The sequence below is a fragment of the Bradyrhizobium sp. 137 genome, from assembly GCF_023074095.1.
Classification (GTDB): domain Bacteria; phylum Pseudomonadota; class Alphaproteobacteria; order Rhizobiales; family Xanthobacteraceae; genus Bradyrhizobium.
Map to the genome: position 1 here is coordinate 68,201 of NZ_JADPKU010000050.1, position 19,742 is coordinate 87,942.

Sequence of the window (19,742 nt, forward strand, 5' to 3'; positions counted from 1 at the left end):
GGTTAACGCGGTCGCTCACTTCGTTTGCAAACCACCAGAATTCTCTGGCAAACGATGCCGTTCCGGCAGGCAGCGCATTAACTCCGTTTGTTGCTAGCCGGTGTCCGCGCGATGCTCGCATGGTAGGTACGGGATCAAGAAGGGTGAAAATTTCGTTTCTTCAGCGGGTCGGGATCCGTGCTCCATTACCAGCCAAACAAGGAGTTGGGCGAGACGACTGCGACAGCACTCATGCCGTCCGACGGCAGCGGGCCGAAGCTTCATGTCCTTCTCGTACAGACTCAGGCCGAAAACGCCGGCGCGCAGGAGATCTCCAGGCTGCTCGGTGCGGGCCTTACCGCCCGTGGCTACCGAGTCACCAATCTGTTCTTCTTCCGCCAGTCGGATTCGTTCGACGAGCCGCCCAATACGTTCTATTGCGCCTCGAGCCGGCCGGGCAATCCCCTGGCCCTGCTGCGGATGCTGTGGACGCTCGGCCGCCATATCCGGACCAGCCGACCCGACGCCGTTCTGACCTTTCAGCATTTTGGCAACGTGATCGGCGCCGGCGTGTCGCGCCTCGTCTGCCGCGCGCCTGTCATCGCCAATCAGGTTTCTTCCGCGCTCTCGATGAGCTGGCCCGTCCGCGCTGCCGACGTCGTGATGGGCAGTCTCGGCTTCTTCGACCGCATCACGCTCAATTCGAAGGACATGCAGCGCGAATATTCGCGCTACCCCGCGGCCTATCGGTCACGCATGGTGCATGTCCCGCACGGCTTTGACGACAAGGCCCTTACCCTGCCGAAGGAAGCTGCGCGACAAAAATTCAGTCTGCCGCCGGATCGCATCTTACTTGGCTGCGCGGCGAGGCTGCACCCGCACAAGCGGCTTGATGCGGCGATACGCCTGTTGCCGGATCGACCATCCTGGCACCTTGCACTGGCCGGACAGGGAGCCGACGAGGCCCGGCTGAGACAGTTGGCGGATGAATTGAACGTATCGGACCGGCTGCATCTGCTCGGCGAAATCGCCCCGCGTCAGATGGCGGATTTTCTCGCCTGTCTGGACGTGTTCGTGTTCCCGACACAGGCCGAAACCTTCGGCCTGGCTGCGGTCGAAGCCGCAAACGCCGGTGTCCCCTCCGTCGTCACCGATCTTCCCGTGTTACGTGAGGTGTTGTCCTTCGAGGGAAAACCTACCGCGCTGTTCGTCGATGCCTCCGATCATGCGAAGCTGTCGACGGCCGTCTCCAGGCTGCTGACGGACCAGCAACTGAGCGAGGAACTGCGACAAAACGCCAAAGGCCTGCGGCTGCGCTATTCGGTAGATGCCATGGTGGAGGAATACGTTCGGATTCTCGGCCAGGTCATCTGACCGGAATGTGTGGGAACAGATTGGCTCGACATGATCATCGAGTTTCGCTGTGAACGAGAGCATGCGCGGCGGTGGATGGACCGCGACGCGCTGTCGATCGACGGCCGAGATGTCCCGCTTCAAATCGCCTGGACCGCAACGACGGAGGCACGGCCCACAGGCCTCGACGCGCTGTTCGAACTCGAACGCATGGTGTTGCACAGAGGCCGGCACAGCGGCGCCGGCAAGCTGAAGATCATCCCGGAACGGATGCAGGCTCGCACCGGGACGGCCGACGTGATCGTCGATTTTACGGGCGCCGCGCGCGATCCCGATTGTTCCGCCCGGCTGTATCTGCGCCCTCTCTTCAACGGTGTCGCCGGCGAAAACGCCGCCCTCGCCGCCATTCTGGCCGGCGACCTGCCGGTGATCGAGATCGTCAACGAGCTCGACGGTGCAGTGCTCGATCGCGGTCACCCCTCCGGAGAGATTGCGGCCGGCTTGAGTGGCGCACTCGAAACCGTCATGGCGCGAACCCTGACCATGGTGGCGGCAATCCTGTCGGGACGGCCGCGCATCGTGCCGCAGCTGGCGCGCCCCGCCGGAGACGGCACCGGCCGGCAGCCGGCGGCATACGTTGCGCGCGGCCTCGCCGTGTCGATCGCCAAGGAGATCTATCGGCTCTGCTGCTATGCCCCGCATTGGCAAATCGGATGGCGCTTCAATGACGGTGCAGGCGTCTGGCAGACCGGAAATCTGTCCGGACCAGGCTGGAATGTCCTCTGCGATCCCGGCCATCGCTTCTACGCCGATCCGTTTCCCATCATATGGCAGGGACGGACATTCGTCTTCTTCGAAGATCTCGATCACCGGATTGGAAAGGGGATCATTTCCGCGATCGAGTTCAACGACGCAGGTCCGGTCGGCGAAGTCGTACCGGTGCTGGAGGAGCCCTGGCACCTCTCCTATCCGTTCCTGATCGAGAACGATGGTGCGCTGTGGATGATCCCGGAGAGCTCGGTTCACGGCGACGTCGCGCTGTACAAATGCGTTCGTTTTCCGGACAAATGGGAGCGTCACGCGACGCTGCTTTCCGGCCTCGAACTCGCCGATGTCACGATCACGCAGCACAACGGCCTGCACTATCTGTTTGGAGCCTGGCGCGACGGCGCGGGCGGCTATTCGGATGCGCTGGCGATCTATTACGCCGATCGCCTCTCGGGTCCGTGGTTGCCCCATGCTAGCAATCCGGTCCTGATCGATCGTGCGAGCACACGACCGGCGGGGAATTTCGTCACTATCGATGATAAATTGTGGCGGCCCGTCCAGAATTGTACGGACGGTTACGGTGCAGCGCTCGCACTAGCGGAAATCGTCGAATTGTCGCCGACGACATTCGGGCAGATCGTCCGCCATTCCCTCAAGCCCGGACCGGCATGGCCCGGACGGAAGTTGCACACCCTGAACCGCTGCGGCCGGCTCGAGGTGATCGACGGATCGCGCGTTCAACCGAAGACCCGCGCCTTCACGAGCAGATCTCCATCGGCCGTCTTGTCTCCGCGAGCCAATCCACACACCGCTTACTGAATCGCTTAGCAGACGGCATCGCTCAAGACGCCGCCCGTCATCTCGTGTGTCGAGCGCACCGGCTAGGGGCGGCGTTCTACTGAGAACGATCCGACGTCCAGCCCTTGTACTCGGCAACATTGTCCCTGGTCACGAGCTTCGAAGGCAACAGCTCGACGGTCGAGGCCGGCTTCTGGCCATTGAGAATGCCGACACCAACCTGCACGGCCCGACGCGCCATGAAGAACGGATCCTGCGAAGCCGACGCCTGGATCTGCGGCGACTGCGGATCTTTCAGCGCGGCCTCGATATCAGGTGCGCCGTCGACCGCCGTGATGACAATCCCGCTGCGGTTTTGCTGGCGCGCTGCAAGGTCGGTGCCGATCGCCTGCGGATCATTGATGGCGAAGATGGCGTCGATCTTGGGGAAGCGGGTCAGATAACCCTGCGCGACGGTGAGCCCGCCCTCTCGCGAGCCTTTGCCGTCCTGGTCGCTGGACAACACCTTGATACCCGGGTTCTTCGCGAACACGTTCTTGCAGCCGACGACACGGTCGATCACCGCGGAGACCTGCGGCCCGTTCTCGATGATGACGTCGCCCTTGCCCTTCAGTTTGTCGACGATGTACTGGCAGGAGATCTCGCCGGCCTGCACGTTGTTCGTGGTCACGGTGGCGTCGGCGCCTTCGGCCGCAGTGTCGACCGCGACGACGACGATGCCAGCGGCCTGCGCCTTCTTGATCGCCGGCCCGATCGCCTTGGGATCACCGGGGTTCAACAGAATCAGGTCGACGCCGGCGGCGATGAAATTGTCGATCTGAGTGACCTGCTTGCCGAGGTCGTATTCGAAGCCGACGGTCGTGATCTTCACGTTGGGATTGGTCTTCTTCGCCTCGAACTCGGCGCCCTTCGACAGCGCGACGAAGAACGGGTTGCCCATCGATCCCAGCGAGACGCCGATCGACTTGAGCTCCTTGGCAAAGGATGGCGCGGTGCTTAGGGCAAGCGTCACCGCGGCGCCGGCGAGCGTGATCGTCTTCAACATTGGCTTCCTCCCTGGTCTGTCTTCATCTCCGGCACGGCAGACCAGTTGCCGCAACGGAATCTCTCATCAAGCCATGCGCACTCCAGGTGCGCGCCAAACCCATCAAGTTCTCGCGGAGCCTTCACGTTCTGGCAGAGCCCTGCAGCCGGTAGCGGTCCAGCGCCACGGCGCCGATGATCACCAGGCCCTTGATCACATATTGCCAGATGTCGGAGACACCGATGAGGATGAGGCCGTTCGACAGCACGGCGATGATCAGCGCGCCGACCAACGTACCCCAGATCGAGCCGATGCCGCCGACGAATGAGGTGCCGCCAAGGATCACGGCGGTAATTGCGTCGAGCTCGTAAGACTGGCCGAGTTGGAGGCCATTGGCCGCATAGAGCCGCGCCGCCTGCATGGCGCCCCCGAGCCCGGCGAAAAGGCCGGAGACGCCGTAGACGAAGATCAGCACGGCCCAGACCTTGATGCCGGCAAGCCGCGCCGCGCTTTCATTGCCGCCTACCGCATAGATGTGCACGCCGAGCACGGTCCGTCGCAGCACCAGCCACGAGGCGAGGATGACGAGCAAGGCGATCACCGAGAGCCAGGGGATCGAGGCGACGCCGGGGACGAGCGTCAGCGAGCCGTTGCCGATGAAGGCATAAGGAATGGACGGATTGAAGACGGTGGTGTCGGCCCCGAGTAATCGGGCCAGGCCGCGTACGGCGGTGAGAGAGCCGAGCGTGACGATGAAAGGCGGCAGGCGAAGCAGCGCAATCAACACGCCATTGACGACGCCAAAGCCAAGGCCCGTGAGCAGCGCGGCTGGCAGCCACAGCATGCCAAGCGGCAGCTTGGAGAGCGTCAATCCGGCCATCGCGGAGGCCGCCAGGATCGAGCCGACCGACAGGTCGATGCCGCCCGTGAGGATGACAAAAGTCATTCCCGCAGCGAGCACGGTATTCACTGCGGCCTGCTGCAATACGATGCCGAGATTCTGTCCGGTGAAGAAGCGGCCCTCGGACAACAGGTGGAAGCCGATGCAGAGAATCAGCAGGACTGGCAGCATGCCGAGCGCGCTGATCAGCATCCTTATGCGCTGACGCTTCGTCTCCTGCGCAGCCGCAAGGCCGGCAGCGGCAGCCGCTTCCGCTTTCGGCGAGCTGTCATGCATCGAGTTGCTCCGTCCCTGTCGCGAGCGCCATGATGTCTTCCTGATTGAGGGGAGCCGCAGCTTCGCGCCTGATCTCACCGGCGATGTGTCCGGCGCGCATCACGATGACGCGGTCGCAGATGCCGATGATCTCGGGCAAATCGGATGAGATGACGAGGATCGCGGTGCCGGCCTTGGCCAGATTGTCGACGATCGAATAGATCTCGGACTTGGCACCGACGTCGACGCCACGCGTCGGCTCGTCGAGGATCAGAACCTTCGGCGCAATAGCGAGAAGCCGCGACAGCAGCACCTTCTGTTGGTTACCGCCGGACAGGCCGCCGGCGGGGACGGCGACATTGGCGGCACGGATGCTGAGCCCCGCGAAGGCCCGCTCGGCGCGCTCGCGCGCCTTGTCGCGATCCAGAAACCAGCCGAGCTTCGCATCGCGCGCGAGCACGGCGAGATTGATGTTGTCCAGGCATGACATGTCGAGAAACAGGCCGAGCGCCTTCCTGTCTTCCGTAAGATAGGCGATGCCAGCCTCAAGGGCCTCGCCCGGCGTGCGGATCTCGATCGGATGTCCCTCCAGCTCGATACGGCCGGAGGACTTGCGTGCCGCGCCGACGATGAGATGCGCGAGCTCGGTGCGACCGGCGCCGATCAGGCCCGCGAGCCCGACGACCTCACCTGCGTGCACGGTCAGCGAGCATCCCTTGACGCGCTGGCCGTCCGCCATGTCGATCGCTCGGAGTACCGGATGTCCCCGCCCCGCCTCCGGATCGTGATCCTTCTTGTAGAACGAGGAGACGTCACGCCCGACCATCAACCGGACGATGGTGTCGGCGCGGATCTCAGGCTTGTCGAGCGAGCCGACCAGCCGGCCGTCGCGGAGCACGGTGACGCGATCGCCGAGTGCGTAAACCTCGTCCATGCGATGCGAGATGTAGATGATGGCAAGCCCCTCGGCGCGAAGCTGGCGGATCAGCGCGAACAGCCGCGCGCTCTCGCCGGCTGACAACGCGGTGGTCGGCTCGTCCATGATCAGGATCTTCGATCTGGCATGCAGCGCACGCGCGACCTCGACCAGTTGCCGCTGGCCCATGGAGAGATGCGCCACCAGCGTCGAGGGCAGGAAGTCCGCGCCCAGTCGTTTCAGGATCGGGCCGACGCCCTCGCGCATGGCGCCGCGCGCCAGCAATCCTGATCGCGATAGCTCCCGTCCCAAATAGATATTCTCGGCAACACTGAGATTGGGAGCGAGCGACAGCTCCTGATAGATGATCGAGATGCCCGCCGCGCGGCCGCCGAGCGGGCCTTCGATCCGCACCGGGCTGCCCTCGATGCGGATCTCGCCGCCGGGATCGGGCCTGTAGGCGCCGGACAGGATCTTCATCAGCGTCGACTTTCCGGCGCCGTTCTCTCCCATCAGGGCGTGAATTTCGCCGGCATAGACGGTGAGATCGACGGCCCGCAGCGCCTTGATGCCAAAGAAGGATTTCGAGACCCCGCGCATCTCGAGGATCGGATCGTTCATCGTGCCTCCCGGCGCACAATGCGTTTCCCACCCGCGTGTCTATCGGTTTGTCAGCGCGGTTCGCGCATTAAACAAAACGTCGCAGCACAGGGCAATACCGAACAGACGTGAATGCAACATCGAAGCGATGCTAGTGGCGCGGCCGATACAGTTCGCGCCATGCGGGAGGCCGCTCTGCATAAGCAGCGACCAGTTCAGCGTCGGGCTCGAACGTCTCGATGCGCTCTGGCCGCGTGCAGACGGCGGCGATTGCCTCACCGGTGACAGCAAGTCGCCCCAATCTCGCCGCACCGAACGCGGCGCCGGTCTCACCTCCGGCAAAGCGATGGAGCGGAACATTCAGCACGTTTGCCAGCACCGAGAGCCAGAACCGGGACCGTGAACCACCGCCAATGGCATCGGCTTCCGCAATCGCAATGCCGGCATCCGCGAGCGCGTCGCGACAATCGGCAAGCGCGAAGGCAACGCCTTCGAGCACCGCCTGCACGATCGTCCCGCGCTCGGTGCCGTGGCTCAGACCATCCAGCATGCCGCGCACGGCGGGATCGTCGTGCGGCGTCCGCTCGCCTGCGAGATAAGGCAGGAAGCTCACCGGCGATGGCGCCTGGGGGCGCACTCCGAGCGGCGCCAGCAACTCTGCCTCGCTGACGCCGAACAGGCGCGCGGTCCAGGCGAGGCAAGAGGCGGCCGAGAGGATCGCGCCGGCCTGAATCCACATGCCGGGAATGGCGTGGCAGAATGTATGCACCGCGCGGTCCGGATTGGCGGCGATGCTGCTGGTCGGAGCCATGAGAGCACCGGAGGTTCCCAGCGATATGAACGCGCTTCCCGGCCGGATCGCGCCGATGCCGACGGCGCCGGCCGGATTGTCGCCGGCTCCGCCCGCGATCACCGGCTGCCGGCTCATGCCCCAGCGCCGCGCGAGCTCGCCGCGCAGGCGCGTTGCGGGCGCGCATCCCTCGACCAGGCGTGGCATGTGATCGCGCGTCAGGCCGGTCGCTGACAGTGCTGCGTCCGACCAGTCCCGGCGCGCGGCGTCGAGCCACAGCGATCCCGACGCATCCGAAACGTCTTCGATGGCCTCGCCGCTCAGCACCAGGCGCAAATAGGCCTTCGGAAGCAGAACGAGCCTGGTCGCCGCAAAGATGTCAGGCTCGTGCGCCGCGACCCAGAGCAGCTTCGGCGCGGTGAATCCCGGCATCGCCTTGTTGCCCGTCGTCGCACGCAAGGCGGGCCAGCGCTGCTCCAGGATACGGCACTGAGCGCCCGAGCGCCCGTCGTTCCAGAGGATGCAGGGCCGCAAGGGCCTCAAGCTCGCATCGAGCAGCGTGGCACCATGCATCTGGCCGGACAGCCCAATGCCTTCGACCGCCGCCAGCGCGTCGGCATGCGATGCCTTCAGAGCATCCAGCGTGGCAAAGGTCGCATCGATCCACTGCGCGGGATCTTGCTCGTAATAGCCGGATTGCGGCGAGACGGTCGCGAGCGGCCGGCTCTCGCTTGCAATCACGTGCTGCGCAGCGTCGACGAGAACCGTCTTGACCGCCGAGGTGCCGAGATCGATGTCGAGATACATGAATGCGTCCCGCTCACTTCGCCGCGTCGATCCAGATTCCCGGCTCCGAATGCTCGCGGATGTAGCTGACGAGGAAGTCGGAAAACACCCGGATCTTGGCCGGCAGCCTGACGCGGTTTTGATAGGCGATGTTCATGGTGAGCAGTGGCAGCTCCCAGCCCGTCAAGACGGGCACCAGCCGGCCGGCCGCGATATCGCCCTGCACGATGTAAAGCGGCTGGATCAGGATTCCGAGTCCCGCACGCGCTGCGCCACAGATGATCTGGCCGTCATTGCTGTCGAGCGTCGGCGCGATTCGGACCGTCTGCGTCGTGCTGCCCTGGCTCAACCGGAGCGAATAGGGATCATTGGCGAGATTGTAGATCAGCATGTTGTGACGGGTGAGATCGGTTGGATGCTCGGGCCGGCCCTGCTTCTCCAGGTAGGATGGAGCGGCCGCGAGCACACGATGCATCTGGCCGATGCGGCGGACGATGATGTTGGAATCCGGCTCATGCTCCCGCGTGCGTATCGCGACGTCAATGCCGGCTTCGATGAAGTCGGGGTAGCGGTTTGCGCTGATGATCTGCACGCTGAGATTGGGATAGAGCGCGCGGAAGGCAGGCAGCATCGGAGCGAGGTAGATCATCGCGAAGGACAGCGAGCTCGTCACGCGCAGCATGCCCTTCGGCGACAGCGCGCGGTCCGAGACCGCGTCCTCGGCCTCGGCGAGCTCGTTCAACAGCGTGCTGCAACGCTGCAAGAGTTCCTGCCCCGCTTCGGTCAGCCATTGCCGGCGCGTGTTGCGCTCGATCAGCCGGACCGCAAGCCGCTCCTCCAGCGCACTGAGATGACGGCTCGCGGCCGCGTTCGACATCCGCAGGTTTTCGGCAGCTTTGGAAAGACTGCCGAGTTCAGCGGTTTTGGAGAAGACCTCGAGTTGGAGCAGCCGGTCCATTTTTGCAGAAAGAGGAAAAGAGACTTACAAATTTTGACCTTTATTTCCGATTCCTGCAAGGCAAAATGGCGCCAACAAAGCACAATCGCAGGCGAGGAAATCAGGAAATGTCGGGCCCGATCAGGCACATCGTGATGTGGCGGCTGCGCGGGGAGACGCCTGCGGAGCGCTCCGCCGCCCGGATCAAGGTCAAGTCCCTGTTCGAGGGCCTGCGCGGCCGGATCGACGGCCTCACTCACATCGAGGTCGGTCTCGACGTCAGCGATGTCGACTACGCCTGCGACGTCGTTCTGTTCTCCGAATTCACCGACCAGGCTGCGCTTGCCGCCTATGCCAGCCACCCCGAACATTTGCGCGTCCGCGAGGCGCTGGGCGACTTGCGGATCGGGCGCTTCCAGGTCGATTATCCCATTAAAGAGACCGGCGCATGATCGGGTCGTTCACCTTTGAAAACCTGCCCTGCCGCGTCGTGTTTGGCAGCGGAACGCTTGCTTCAGCCAAAGCCGAGGTCGAACGGCTCGGCGGCAAGCGCGCACTGGTGCTGACGACGCCGCAGCAGGAGGCGCAAAGCAAGAGTCTCGGTGCAGCGCTCGGATCAGTCTATGCCGGCCTGTTTTCCGGCGCCACTATGCACACGCCAGTCGAGGTCACCGAGCGGGCACTGGCGGCGATGAAGGCGTGCGAGGCCGACTGCGTCGTCTCGCTCGGCGGCGGATCAACCACCGGCCTTGGCAAGGCGCTGGCCTTGCGCACCGGCGTCAACCAGCTCTGCATTCCCACCACCTATGCCGGCTCGGAGATGACGCCGATCGTCGGCCAGACCGAGAACGGCCTGAAGACCACGGTCCGTGACGCCGCCGTGCTGCCGGAGACGGTGATCTACGACGTCGAGCTGACCCTGACGCTGCCGGCGAGCCTGGCTGCGACCTCAGGCATCAATGCGATCGCACATGCGGCGGAAGCGCTCTATGCGCGCGACGCCAATCCCGTGACATCGCTGATGGCGGAAGAAGGCATCCGCGCGCTGGCCCGCGCCCTCCCCGCCATCGCCGCGAGGAGCGACGACCGCGAGGCCCGGACCGAAGCGCTCTATGGCGCCTGGCTGTGCGGCGTCTGCCTCGGCACCGTCGGCATGGCGCTGCATCACAAACTTTGCCACACGCTCGGCGGCACCTTCGATCTGCCGCATGCCGAAACGCACACGATCGTGCTGCCGCATGCGCTGGCCTACAACGCACCGGCGGTGCCGGATGCGATGGCGCGCATCTCGCGCGCGATCGGCGCGGCCGATGCGTCGCAGGGGCTGTACGACCTTGCGAAGCGACTGGGTGCAAAGCTCGCGCTGCGCGACATCGGCATGCCCGAGAGCGGCATCGGCAAGGCGGCCGATCTCGCTGTCACCAATCCCTACTGGAATCCGCGGCCCCTCGAACGGGCCGCCATCCGCGACCTGATCGCGCGCGCCTGGGCCGGCGAGCGGCCGGCCGCCATCAAAGCGGTGACGTGACGCGATGCGGCGCACGCTGATCCAATCCGCCATCGTCATCAGCATGGATGACGCGATCGGCGATCTCAATACCGGCGACGTGCTGGTCGAGGGCAGCCGCATCGCCAGCGTGCGTCCGTCGATCGATATCGGCAGCGGCGAGGCAGAGATCATTGACGGCACCGGGCGGATCATCATTCCCGGTCTGATCAACGCGCATATGCACACTTGGCAGACGGCGCTCCGCGGTTATGCAGCGAACTGGACGCTGCTCGAATATTTCCGCCGCATGCATGCCGGGCTCGCCACCGTATTCCGGCCGGACGACATCTACATCGCCACCTTGGTTGGCGCGCTGAACCAGATCAATTGCGGCACGACGACACTCGTCGACTGGTGCCACAACAATCCGACGCCTGACCATACCGACGCCGCGGTCAGCGGCCTGATCGAGAGTGGCATTCGCGCGGCCTTCTTCCATGGCTCGCCAAAGCCTGAGCCGAAGCCCGGCGAGCCGCATTTCTCTGAGATCGCGCATCCGCGCCGCGAAGTCGAGCGGCTGTTGGCAGGTCCCCTCGCCGACCGCGACGGGCTCGTCACGCTCGGGCTCGCCATTCTCGGCCCGCATTACTCAACGCTCGACGTTGCCATGCACGACTTCCGCTTGGCGCGGGAGCTCAAGCTGATCGCCTCCATGCATCAGGGCGGCGGTCCCGCCAAAACGCCCGGTGGCTGGGAGAAGCTGATCGAGGCCGGCCTCGTCGGCGCCGGCATCAACGTCGTCCATGGCAACGATTTGCCCGACGATCTCCTGGACCGGATGGTCGATCTTGGCGTGTCGTTCTCGGTAACGCCGGAGAACGAGATGATCCAGGGTCACGGCTTTCCGGTTACCGGACGGTTGCTGAAGCGCGGCGTGCGGCCGACGATCGGCATTGATCTCGAATCCGTGCTGGCCGGCGATCTCTTCTCCGCCGCTCGCGTCGCGCTCTCGATGCAGCGGGCGCTTGACAATGCGGAGACGCGCAAGGCCAGCGGCACCATCCCGGCGACGACCACGATCCCCGTGCGCGAGGCGCTGCGCTGGATCACCACGGAAGGCGCCCGCATGCTCGGCCGCGAGAACCAGATCGGTTCGCTGGCGCCGGGAAAGCTCGCCGACCTCGTCATCATCAACGCCTCCGATCTCAACCTCTTCCCGGTGCACGATGCGGTCGCAACCGTCGTGATGCAGACGAGCCTCGTCAACATCGAGGCGGTCATGATCGGCGGCGCCTGGAAGAAGCGAAATGGCCGGCTACTGATCGAAGGGCTAGAGAGCAAAAAAGAGCTGCTGGCGCAATCCGGCCGGCGGCTGGTGCAGGACATCGAACAACAGGGACGCGCCGCCTGAAGGCGCCAGTGGACAAGAACAATGACTGACGCTTCAAGGAATGTCGCTTTCATCGGGATCGGCAAGATGGGCCTGCCGATGTCGGTGCTCGTCACCAAGGCCGGTTACGCGGTCAGCGCGTTCGATCAGAGCGCGGCGCGAATCACCGAGGCACGCGCGCAAGGCATTGCGATTGCCGCTACGTCGGCCGAGGCCGTGAGCGGCAAGACGGCAGTGGTCACGTCCCTGCCCGACGACGCCGCCTTGCGCGGCGCGCTGCTCGATCCTGCCGGCCTCATGGCCGCGATGACGCCCGGAGCTGTTCTCATCGAGACCAGCACTGTGAGTGTGGAGGCCTCTACTGAGATTGCAGCCGCCGCGCAGGCGCACGGCATTGCCTATCTTCGCTCGCCGGTCTCCGGCAATGCCAGCATCGTCCACACCGGCGCACTGACCTGCTTCGTCTCGGGTCCAAAGGACGCCTTCGAAAGCGCAAAGCCGCTGTTCGCCGCCTTCACCCGTGCCCAGACCTATCTCGGGCCCGCCGAGGAAGCGCGCTATGCAAAACTCTCGGTCAATCTGATGATCGCGGTTTCGGCCGCGATGATGGCGGAGAGCCTGGCGCTGGCACGCAAGGGCGGCATTGCCTGGCAGGACATCTTGAAGGTGCTCGACGACAGTGCCGTGGCTTCGCCGATGGTGAAGTACAAGACAGCGCCGCTGCGCAACCGCGATTTCGAGTCCACTTTCTCCTGCAAGCAGATGGCCAAGGACCTCGACCTCATCCTCGGCGCCGGCCACGCCGTCGGCGTTCCGCTACAGCTAGCGGCGCAAGTGCGCGAGACCTATGGTTCGCTGGTCGCGCAGGGCGAGGGCGAGGCCGACTTCATTGCGACCGTCAAGCATCTCGAACGGCTGGCCGGCCTCGGCGAGCCGAAGCTGTGATCAACGGAGGCACACATGCGTAACTTCAACGAGAACACGATCACAGACGCGGTGCTGGAGCGGATCGCGCGCGCGACTGATCCGCGCATCAAGCAAATCAGCGAAGCGCTGGTCCGTCATCTTCATGCCTTCGTCCGCGAGGTGCGGCCGACCCAGAAGGAATGGGAATACGGCATCGACTTCCTGACCCGCACCGGGCACATGTGCGACGACAAGCGCCAGGAATTCATTCTGCTATCGGACACGCTCGGCGTCTCCATGCTGGTCGATGCCATCAATCACCCGGTGCCCGAAGGCGCGACCGAGACCACGGTGCTCGGCCCGTTTTTCGTCCAGGCTGCGCCGGAGAAGGATAGTGGCGCCGATATCTCGGGTCCGATGGAAGGCGATCCGATGCTGGTCACCGGCTCGGTCTCGAGCGTCGACGGAAAGCCGCTTGCGGGCGCCGTGGTCGACGTCTGGCATTCCGACGACGACGGTTATTACGACGTGCAGCAGCTCGACGCCATCGGCGATCTCGCGATGCGCGCGCGCTTTCACACCGATGCCAATGGCCGCTTCCATTTTTGGTCGATCAAGCCGGCGGCCTATCCGATCCCGCATGACGGCCCGGTCGGCGAGATGCTGGAAGCCCAGGGCCGCCACCCCTGGCGCCCCGCCCATGTGCATTTCATGATCTCAGCGCCGGGTTTCGAGCAGCTCGTGACGCACGTATTCGTCGCGGGCGACCAGTATCTCGACAGTGATGTGGTGTTCGGCGTCAAGGACAGGCTGATCCGCGAATTCGTCCGGCATCCCGCCGGCCGTGCGCCGGATGGTCGCATGGTGCAGCGCGAGTATTTTCACCTCAATTACGATTTCGGCCTGAAGCAGGTCGCGAGCAACGCAAAGGCCGCTTAAGCTGAAGCGGCAGCGGACCAACAAGAGTCCGGCAACAGGGGGCGGACGGAGAGCTGAGGATGGGACCGCGGGTCAGCACGAGCATATTGGCCGATCGCCTTACCGGCATGATCGGCCCGCGCGCGAGCGTTGCGCGCGGCGTGCTCGACCAGCACGGGCAGAGCGAGTCGCATTACCGCAACTTGCCGCCCGACATCGTCGTCTTCCCTGAAAGCACGCAGGAGGTCGCCGAGATCGTGAAACTCTGCGCGAGCGCGGGCATGCCGATCGTCCCGTTCGGCGCCGGCACTTCGCTCGAAGGCAATGCGGCCGCGGTCGCCGGCGGCGTCTGCTTCGACTTCGCGCGCATGAACAAGGTGCTTGCCGTCCACGACAGCGACATGGATGTCGTGGTGCAGCCCGGCATCACGCGAAAGCAGCTCAATGCGGAGCTACGGACGACCGGCCTGTTCTTCCCGATCGATCCCGGCGCGGACGCCTCGATCGGCGGCATGACGTCGACGCGCGCCTCAGGCACCATGGCGGTGCGCTACGGCACCATGAAAGACAACGTCATGGCGCTGGAGGTGGTGCTCGCGGACGGGCGGGTGATTCGGACGGCTAGGCGCGCGCGCAAATCGGCGGCCGGTTATGATTTGACGCGCATGTTCGTCGGCGCGGAGGGCACGCTTGGTGTCATCACGGAGATCACGCTGAAGGTCCATCCCGTGCCGCAGGCGATCTCGGCCGCAGTGTGCAGCTTCGATAGCCTGCACAATGCCGTCGATACCGCGATCTCCGTGATCCAGTCGGCGATCCCCGTTGCGCGCATCGAGTTGCTCGACGACGTCATGATGCACGGCATCAATGCCTATGCAAAGCTCGGCTATCGCGAGGCCCCGACCTTGTTCTTCGAATTCCATGGCTCCGCGGCTTCCGTCGCCGAGCAGGCCGAGGCCGCGCAGGCGATCGCCGCCGACCATGGCGGCCATGGCTTTGCCTGGGCCAAGGCGCCGGAAGACCGCAGCCGGCTCTGGCACGCTCGGGACAACACGCTCTATGCCGGCCTCGGCTTGCGGCCCGGTGCGCGGGCGGTGATCACCGATGTCTGCGTGCCGATCTCGCGGCTGGCGGAATGCTTGACCGAGACGCGGCGGGATGCGGACGCGCACGGCTTCACGGCACCGATTGTCGGCCATGTCGGAGACGGCAATTTCCACATGCTGATCCTGATCGACCCGGCAAAGCCCGACGAAGCCGAAGGCGCCAAGGCGCTTCAGGCGCGCATGGTCGCCCGGGCCATCGCCATGGACGGCACCTGCACTGGCGAGCACGGCATCGGGCTCGGCAAGATCGACTATCTCACCGACGAGCTCGGCGAGGCCGTCGACGTGATGCGGTCGATCAAGTCCGCGCTCGACCCTGATGGACTGATGAACCCCGGCAAGATCTTTGCGAGCGGAGCCATGGTATGAGCGACGCGCTTCCGATCGAGGTCACCTCGCCCACGCCGCTGCTCGAGCTGCGCGGCATCAGCAAGGAATTTCCCGGCGTCAAGGCGCTCGATGACGTTTCCTTCGCCATCTACCCCGGCGAGGTGCATATGCTGCTGGGCGAGAACGGCGCCGGCAAGTCGAGCCTGATGAAGGTGCTGTGCGGCGCCTACCGCGCAGACTCCGGCGAGTTTTACCACAAAGGCGAGAAGGTTGCAGTCAACTCGACTGCCGATGCGCAAAAGCTCGGCATTGCCGTGATCTTCCAGGAATTCTCCCTGGTCCCCTATCTCGACATCGCTCAGAACATCTTCCTCGGCCGCGAGCCGAAGGGCCGCATTCCCGGTACCATCGACCGCCGCCAGATCCTGGTTGACGCCAGGCGCGTGCTCGGCACCATCGGTTTCGACATCGATCCCTCCACCACCGTCGACAAGCTCGGCGTAGCGCAGCAGCAGATGGTCGAGATCGCGAAAGCAATCAGCCAGAACGCCCGCATCCTTGTGATGGACGAGCCGACCGCGGCGCTGTCGGACCGCGAGACCGAGCTGCTGTTCGCGCTGATTGCGCGGCTGAAGGCCGACGGGGTCTCGATCGTCTACATCTCCCACCGCATGGCCGAAGTGTTCGCACTCGGCGATCGCATCACCGTGCTGCGCGACGGCCGCCGCATCGACGGTGTCCGTCCCGCCGACGTCACGCCGGACCAGCTCGTCCGGATGATGGTCGGCCGCAATGTCGACATGACCTATCCGCGCCATTTTGCCGCCAAGCCCGGCGAGGTGCTGCTGGAGGTCAAGGGCCTGACCGCGCCGACCGGCATCTCCGACATCAACATCGAGGTGCGCCGGGGCGAGATCGTCGGCCTTTGCGGCCTGGTCGGCTCGGGCCGCAGCGAGGTTGCGCGCGCCATCTTCGGCGCCGATCCCGTAACGTCGGGCGAGATCGTCTTCGACGGCAAGACCATTTCCGGCGAGCCCGACCTCGCGACCCGTCGCGGCATCGCGCTGATCCCGGAGAGCCGCAAGAGCGAAGGCTTGGCCTTGCTGCGATCAGTGAGCGACAATCTGGTGGTGTCGGCGCTGCGAAAATTGTTTCCCAGCGGCCTGTTCGACCAGCGGCGTGCGCAGCGCACCTCCGACGGCCTGATCCGGCAATTGAGGATCGCGACACCGAGTGCGCGGCAGACCGTTGGCCTGCTCTCGGGCGGCAACCAGCAGAAGGTCGTGATCGGCAAATGGCTAGCGGCCGGCTCGAAGCTATTCATCTTTGACGAGCCGACGCGCGGCATCGATATCGGCGCCAAGTCGGAGATATTTGCCCTGATCGACCGCCTCGTGGCGGAGGGCGCGGCCGCCCTGATGATCTCGTCCGAACAGGTCGAGATCTGCCATGTCTGCGACCGCGCCTATGTGATGCGCGAGGGGCGTATCGCCGGTCATCTGACAGGCAACGAACTGACCGAGGAGAACATCGTGCGACTGGGGATGCATCATGCGTGAAGCCGCGATCGTCTCAGAGCCCAATCCGCTGCAACGCATTCCCGGCGTCGCCATGGTGCTGGTGCTGCTGATCGCGCTGTTCAGCGTGATCGCGCCCGGCTTCCTGTCGGTCGCCAACCTCTCCAACGTGCTGGTGCAATCGACCATTCTCACCATGCTCGCGCTGCCGATGACGCTGATCATCATGACCGAGGGGCTGGACCTGTCGATGGGCGCGGTGCTGACGCTGACCTCGCTCTGCGTCGCGATCGTATCGCTCGCCACGAAATCGATGTTGCTGGGCTTAGGTGCCGGCCTGCTGGTCGGCACCGCCTTCGGTATCGCCAACGGCTGGCTGGTCGCCATCCTCGGCATTCCGCCCTTCGTCGCGACGCTCGGCACGCTCGGCATGGCGCAGGGCCTGTCGCTGATCGTCAGTGACGGCCAGAGCGTGGTCGGCATTCCCCACAGCGTGCGCGACATCTACTCGGCGACGCTTTTGGGCATCCCCGTGCCAATCGTGATGGCGCTCGTGACCTACGCGGCGTTTCACGGCCTGCTCTATCATACCCGCTTCGGCACCTACAGCTTCGCCCTCGGTGGCAACCGCGAGGCGCTGCGCTATGCGGGTCTCTCGCCGAACCGGCTCTTGATCGCGGTCTATGCGATCGGCGGCGCCATGGCTGGCATCGCCGGCCTCTTGATGACCGCGCGGATGAATTCCGGCCACCCCACCGCCGGCCTCGGGCTTGAATTCGATGCCATCGCGGCCGTTGCCGTCGGGGGCACCTCGTTTGAGCGCGGCAATGGCTGGCTGCTCGGCACCTTGCTCGGCGTTCTTTCCGTCGGCGTGTTGCGCAACGGGCTGAACCTGATCTCGTTGCCGTCCTCGGTGCAGGTGGCAAGCGTCGGCGTGCTCGTCATCGTCGCCCTGTTCCTCGATGGCCTCAGGAGCCGCGCATGACCGACATCACCAAGGACGCCATCGCGCCGCCCCGCTCGTTCCTGTCGCAGGATGCGATCCAGCTGTTCTATCGCCTGCTCGCGGCGCTGCTGATCTGCGCCGTGCTCGCCGTGCTGAGCGATTCCTTCCTGAGCCTCGGCAACATCCTCAACGTGCTGAGGCAGGCGAGCCTGACCTTCTTTATCGCCTCCGGCCTGACTCTGGTGGTGCTGACCGCCGGCCTTGATCTCTCCGTCGGCGCCAATGTCGCACTGTCTGCCTGCATCGCCGGGACCGTGATCCACAAGACCGGCTCGCCGGCGCTTGGCATCCTCACCGGGCTTGCCTGCGGCGGCATCGTTGGCCTCCTCAACGGCATCATGGTCACCGCGCTGCGCATCCCCTCCTTCATCGCCACCTACGGCATGCTCTGGGTGCTGAACGGCCTCACCTATTGGTACATGGCGGGCGAGACCCTTCACGGCTTCCCCGCAGGCTTCCGCCAGATCGGCAGCGGCTACCTGTTCGGCCTGCCGATCCCGGTCTATCTGCTGCTGGTGTTCCTCGGGATCGGAACGCTGTTCGCGCAGCGCACGATCTGGGGCCAGGAGATCTATGCGATCGGCGCCAATCCGGTCGCCGCCCGCCTCTCCGGCATCCCGGTCGCGCGCCGCCTGCTGCTGGTCTACACCGTCTCCGGCACCATGGCGGGACTTGCCTCGATTATCTTCCTGTCGCGGCTGAACTCGGCCGAGGCCGACATTGGCGAGAGCCTGACCTTGCCCGCGATCGCGGCCGTGCTGATCGGCGGCACCTCGCTGTTCGGCGGCGTCGGCACGGTGTTCGGCACGTTCATCGGCGCACTGATCCTGACGCTGGTGCTGAACGGCATGAACCTGCTCTCGGTCAGCGCCAACTGGCAGCCGCTCGTGACCGGCATCATCGTCATTCTCGCGGTCTGGCTCGACATGAAGACCCGCCGCCGCACGCAATGAGCTTTTGAGGTTCAAACAAGCAAAATGAGGGATGGAGGCAATATGAAACAGAAACTGGGCTATCTGGCGCTACCGCTGCTGATGGCGGCCGCGTTCAGCACGCAAGCACGCGCCGACGGCGAGACCATCGCCATCTTCACCAAGAACCAGACCAATCCGTTCTTCCAGACGGTTCGGGTCGGTGCCGACAATATGGCGAAGACGCTGAACGCGAAGACGCTTCAGTACATCCCGACCAAGCCGGATTCGATCCCCGAGCAGCTCAGCCAGATCGAGGACGTCGTGGTGAAGAAGCCGAGCGCGATCGTCTTCACGCCGGTCGATTACAAGGCGATGGTGCCCGGTGTCGAGAAGATCAACGAGGCAAAGATCCCCGTCGTCAACATCACCGATCGTTCCGCGGGCGGCAAGTTCCTCTCCTTCGTCGGCGCCGACGATTACAGCCTCGGGCTCGAGACTGCGCGCTTCCTGCTCAAGACGCTCGGCGGCAAGGGCAATATCGTCATCATCGAAGGCGTCAAGGGCTCACTGACCAATGTCGACCGGGTCCGCGGCTTCAACGACGCGCTGAAGGAAAGCCCGGGGGCCAAGCTGCTGGCCTCGCAGCCGGGCAATTACCAGCGGCTCCAGGCGCTCCAGGTGATGGAGAATCTGATGCAGTCGAATTCACAGATCGACGGCGTGCTCGCCGCCAACGATGCCATGGCGGTCGGCGCGATCGAGGCGCTGGACGGCGCCAACCGCAAGGCTCAGGTGATCGGCATCAACGGCACCAAGGAGGCGATCGATGCGATCAAATCCGGCAAGCTCCTGGCAAGTGGGGATTACAACGGATTTGCCCAAGGCTGCCTCGGCACCATGATGGCGATCCGGTCGTTGCGCAATCAGCCGGTCATCAGCGAGATCGTGCTAAAGCCTACGGTGATCACCAAGGACAATTACCAGCCGTTCGACGTGCCGCTGGAGCAGCGGACCTGCCCGACCTTCGAGGAGGCGGGCAAGCTCAGCGCGAAGTAGACC

The 19,742-nt window shown here is 64.6% G+C and carries 17 protein-coding genes; 12 read left to right on the top strand and 5 right to left on the bottom strand.

Features of this window, described 5'->3' with window-relative positions:
* Positions 1-177 precede the first annotated feature (177 nt).
* Both IVA78_RS12615 and IVA78_RS12620 read left to right on the top strand, forming a co-directional pair.
* Positions 178-1,353 carry a glycosyltransferase family 4 protein gene (locus tag IVA78_RS12615; protein WP_247278152.1) on the top strand — a complete coding sequence of 392 codons (1,176 nt, stop codon included), beginning with the start codon at positions 178-180 and terminating at the stop codon, positions 1,351-1,353.
* Positions 1,354-1,383: 30 nt separating this feature from the next.
* Positions 1,384-2,919 (top strand): hypothetical protein, encoded by a 1,536-nt coding sequence (locus IVA78_RS12620; RefSeq protein WP_247278153.1) that lies wholly within the window; start codon positions 1,384-1,386, stop codon positions 2,917-2,919.
* 76 nt (positions 2,920-2,995) lie between these two features.
* On the opposite strand, the gene IVA78_RS12625 is transcribed toward IVA78_RS12620, so the two are convergent.
* The 5 genes from IVA78_RS12625 to IVA78_RS12645 all read right to left on the bottom strand — a co-directional run bounded on the left by IVA78_RS12625 (position 2,996) and on the right by IVA78_RS12645 (position 9,128).
* Complete coding sequence (locus tag IVA78_RS12625) at positions 2,996-3,943, bottom strand: ABC transporter substrate-binding protein (protein ID WP_247278154.1); 948 nt, start codon at positions 3,941-3,943, stop codon at positions 2,996-2,998.
* A gap of 121 nt (positions 3,944-4,064) precedes the next feature.
* Positions 4,065-5,099 (bottom strand): ribose ABC transporter permease, encoded by a 1,035-nt coding sequence (locus IVA78_RS12630; RefSeq protein ID WP_247278155.1) that lies wholly within the window; start codon positions 5,097-5,099, stop codon positions 4,065-4,067.
* The gene (locus IVA78_RS12635; RefSeq protein WP_247278156.1) at positions 5,092-6,615 is read right to left on the bottom strand and encodes a sugar ABC transporter ATP-binding protein; all 1,524 of its coding nucleotides are present in this window, start codon (positions 6,613-6,615) and stop codon (positions 5,092-5,094) included. The genes IVA78_RS12630 and IVA78_RS12635 overlap by 8 nt, the downstream gene beginning before the upstream one ends.
* 130 nt (positions 6,616-6,745) lie before the next feature.
* Positions 6,746-8,191, bottom strand: coding sequence for a xylulokinase (gene xylB / locus IVA78_RS12640; protein WP_247465498.1), 1,446 nt, complete (start codon positions 8,189-8,191; stop codon positions 6,746-6,748).
* 13 nt (positions 8,192-8,204) lie between these two features.
* Entirely contained in the window at positions 8,205-9,128 is a 924-nt protein-coding gene (locus tag IVA78_RS12645) for a LysR family transcriptional regulator (RefSeq protein ID WP_247278158.1), read from the bottom strand.
* 107 nt (positions 9,129-9,235) lie between these two features.
* On the opposite strand from IVA78_RS12645, the gene IVA78_RS12650 reads away from it, so the two are divergent.
* From IVA78_RS12650 to IVA78_RS12695, 10 genes are read left to right on the top strand one after another with little or no spacing between them, the layout of a single operon-like run.
* Entirely contained in the window at positions 9,236-9,559 is a 324-nt protein-coding gene (locus IVA78_RS12650) for a Dabb family protein (RefSeq protein WP_247278159.1), read from the top strand.
* Positions 9,556-10,635 (top strand): maleylacetate reductase, encoded by a 1,080-nt coding sequence (locus tag IVA78_RS12655; protein WP_247278160.1) that lies wholly within the window; start codon positions 9,556-9,558, stop codon positions 10,633-10,635. The genes IVA78_RS12650 and IVA78_RS12655 overlap by 4 nt, the downstream gene beginning before the upstream one ends.
* 4 nt (positions 10,636-10,639) lie before the next feature.
* Positions 10,640-12,007: an amidohydrolase family protein gene (locus IVA78_RS12660; RefSeq protein WP_247415345.1), complete on the top strand. Its 1,368-nt coding sequence runs from the start codon at positions 10,640-10,642 to the stop codon at positions 12,005-12,007.
* Positions 12,008-12,028: 21 nt separating this feature from the next.
* A complete protein-coding gene (locus IVA78_RS12665) occupies positions 12,029-12,931 on the top strand; it encodes an NAD(P)-dependent oxidoreductase (RefSeq protein WP_247278162.1) in 903 nt (300 codons plus the stop codon).
* A 15-nt stretch (positions 12,932-12,946) separates the two neighbouring features.
* A complete protein-coding gene (locus IVA78_RS12670; RefSeq protein WP_247465500.1) occupies positions 12,947-13,831 on the top strand; it encodes an intradiol ring-cleavage dioxygenase in 885 nt (294 codons plus the stop codon).
* A gap of 59 nt (positions 13,832-13,890) precedes the next feature.
* On the top strand, positions 13,891-15,285 hold the full coding sequence (locus tag IVA78_RS12675; RefSeq protein ID WP_247278164.1) for an FAD-linked oxidase C-terminal domain-containing protein: 1,395 nt from the start codon (positions 13,891-13,893) through the stop codon (positions 15,283-15,285).
* Positions 15,282-16,805, top strand: a complete 1,524-nt coding sequence (locus IVA78_RS12680) for a sugar ABC transporter ATP-binding protein (RefSeq protein WP_247465503.1) — start codon at positions 15,282-15,284, stop codon at positions 16,803-16,805. Before IVA78_RS12675 ends, IVA78_RS12680 begins: the two co-directional genes overlap by 4 nt.
* Positions 16,798-17,748, top strand: coding sequence for an ABC transporter permease (locus IVA78_RS12685; RefSeq protein ID WP_247465506.1), 951 nt, complete (start codon positions 16,798-16,800; stop codon positions 17,746-17,748). The genes IVA78_RS12680 and IVA78_RS12685 overlap by 8 nt, the downstream gene beginning before the upstream one ends.
* Positions 17,745-18,722 carry an ABC transporter permease gene (locus IVA78_RS12690; RefSeq protein ID WP_247278167.1) on the top strand — a complete coding sequence of 326 codons (978 nt, stop codon included), beginning with the start codon at positions 17,745-17,747 and terminating at the stop codon, positions 18,720-18,722. The genes IVA78_RS12685 and IVA78_RS12690 overlap by 4 nt, the downstream gene beginning before the upstream one ends.
* Positions 18,723-18,764: 42 nt before the next feature.
* The gene (locus IVA78_RS12695; protein ID WP_247278168.1) at positions 18,765-19,739 is read left to right on the top strand and encodes a sugar ABC transporter substrate-binding protein; all 975 of its coding nucleotides are present in this window, start codon (positions 18,765-18,767) and stop codon (positions 19,737-19,739) included.
* The last annotated feature ends 3 nt before the right edge of the window (positions 19,740-19,742 follow it).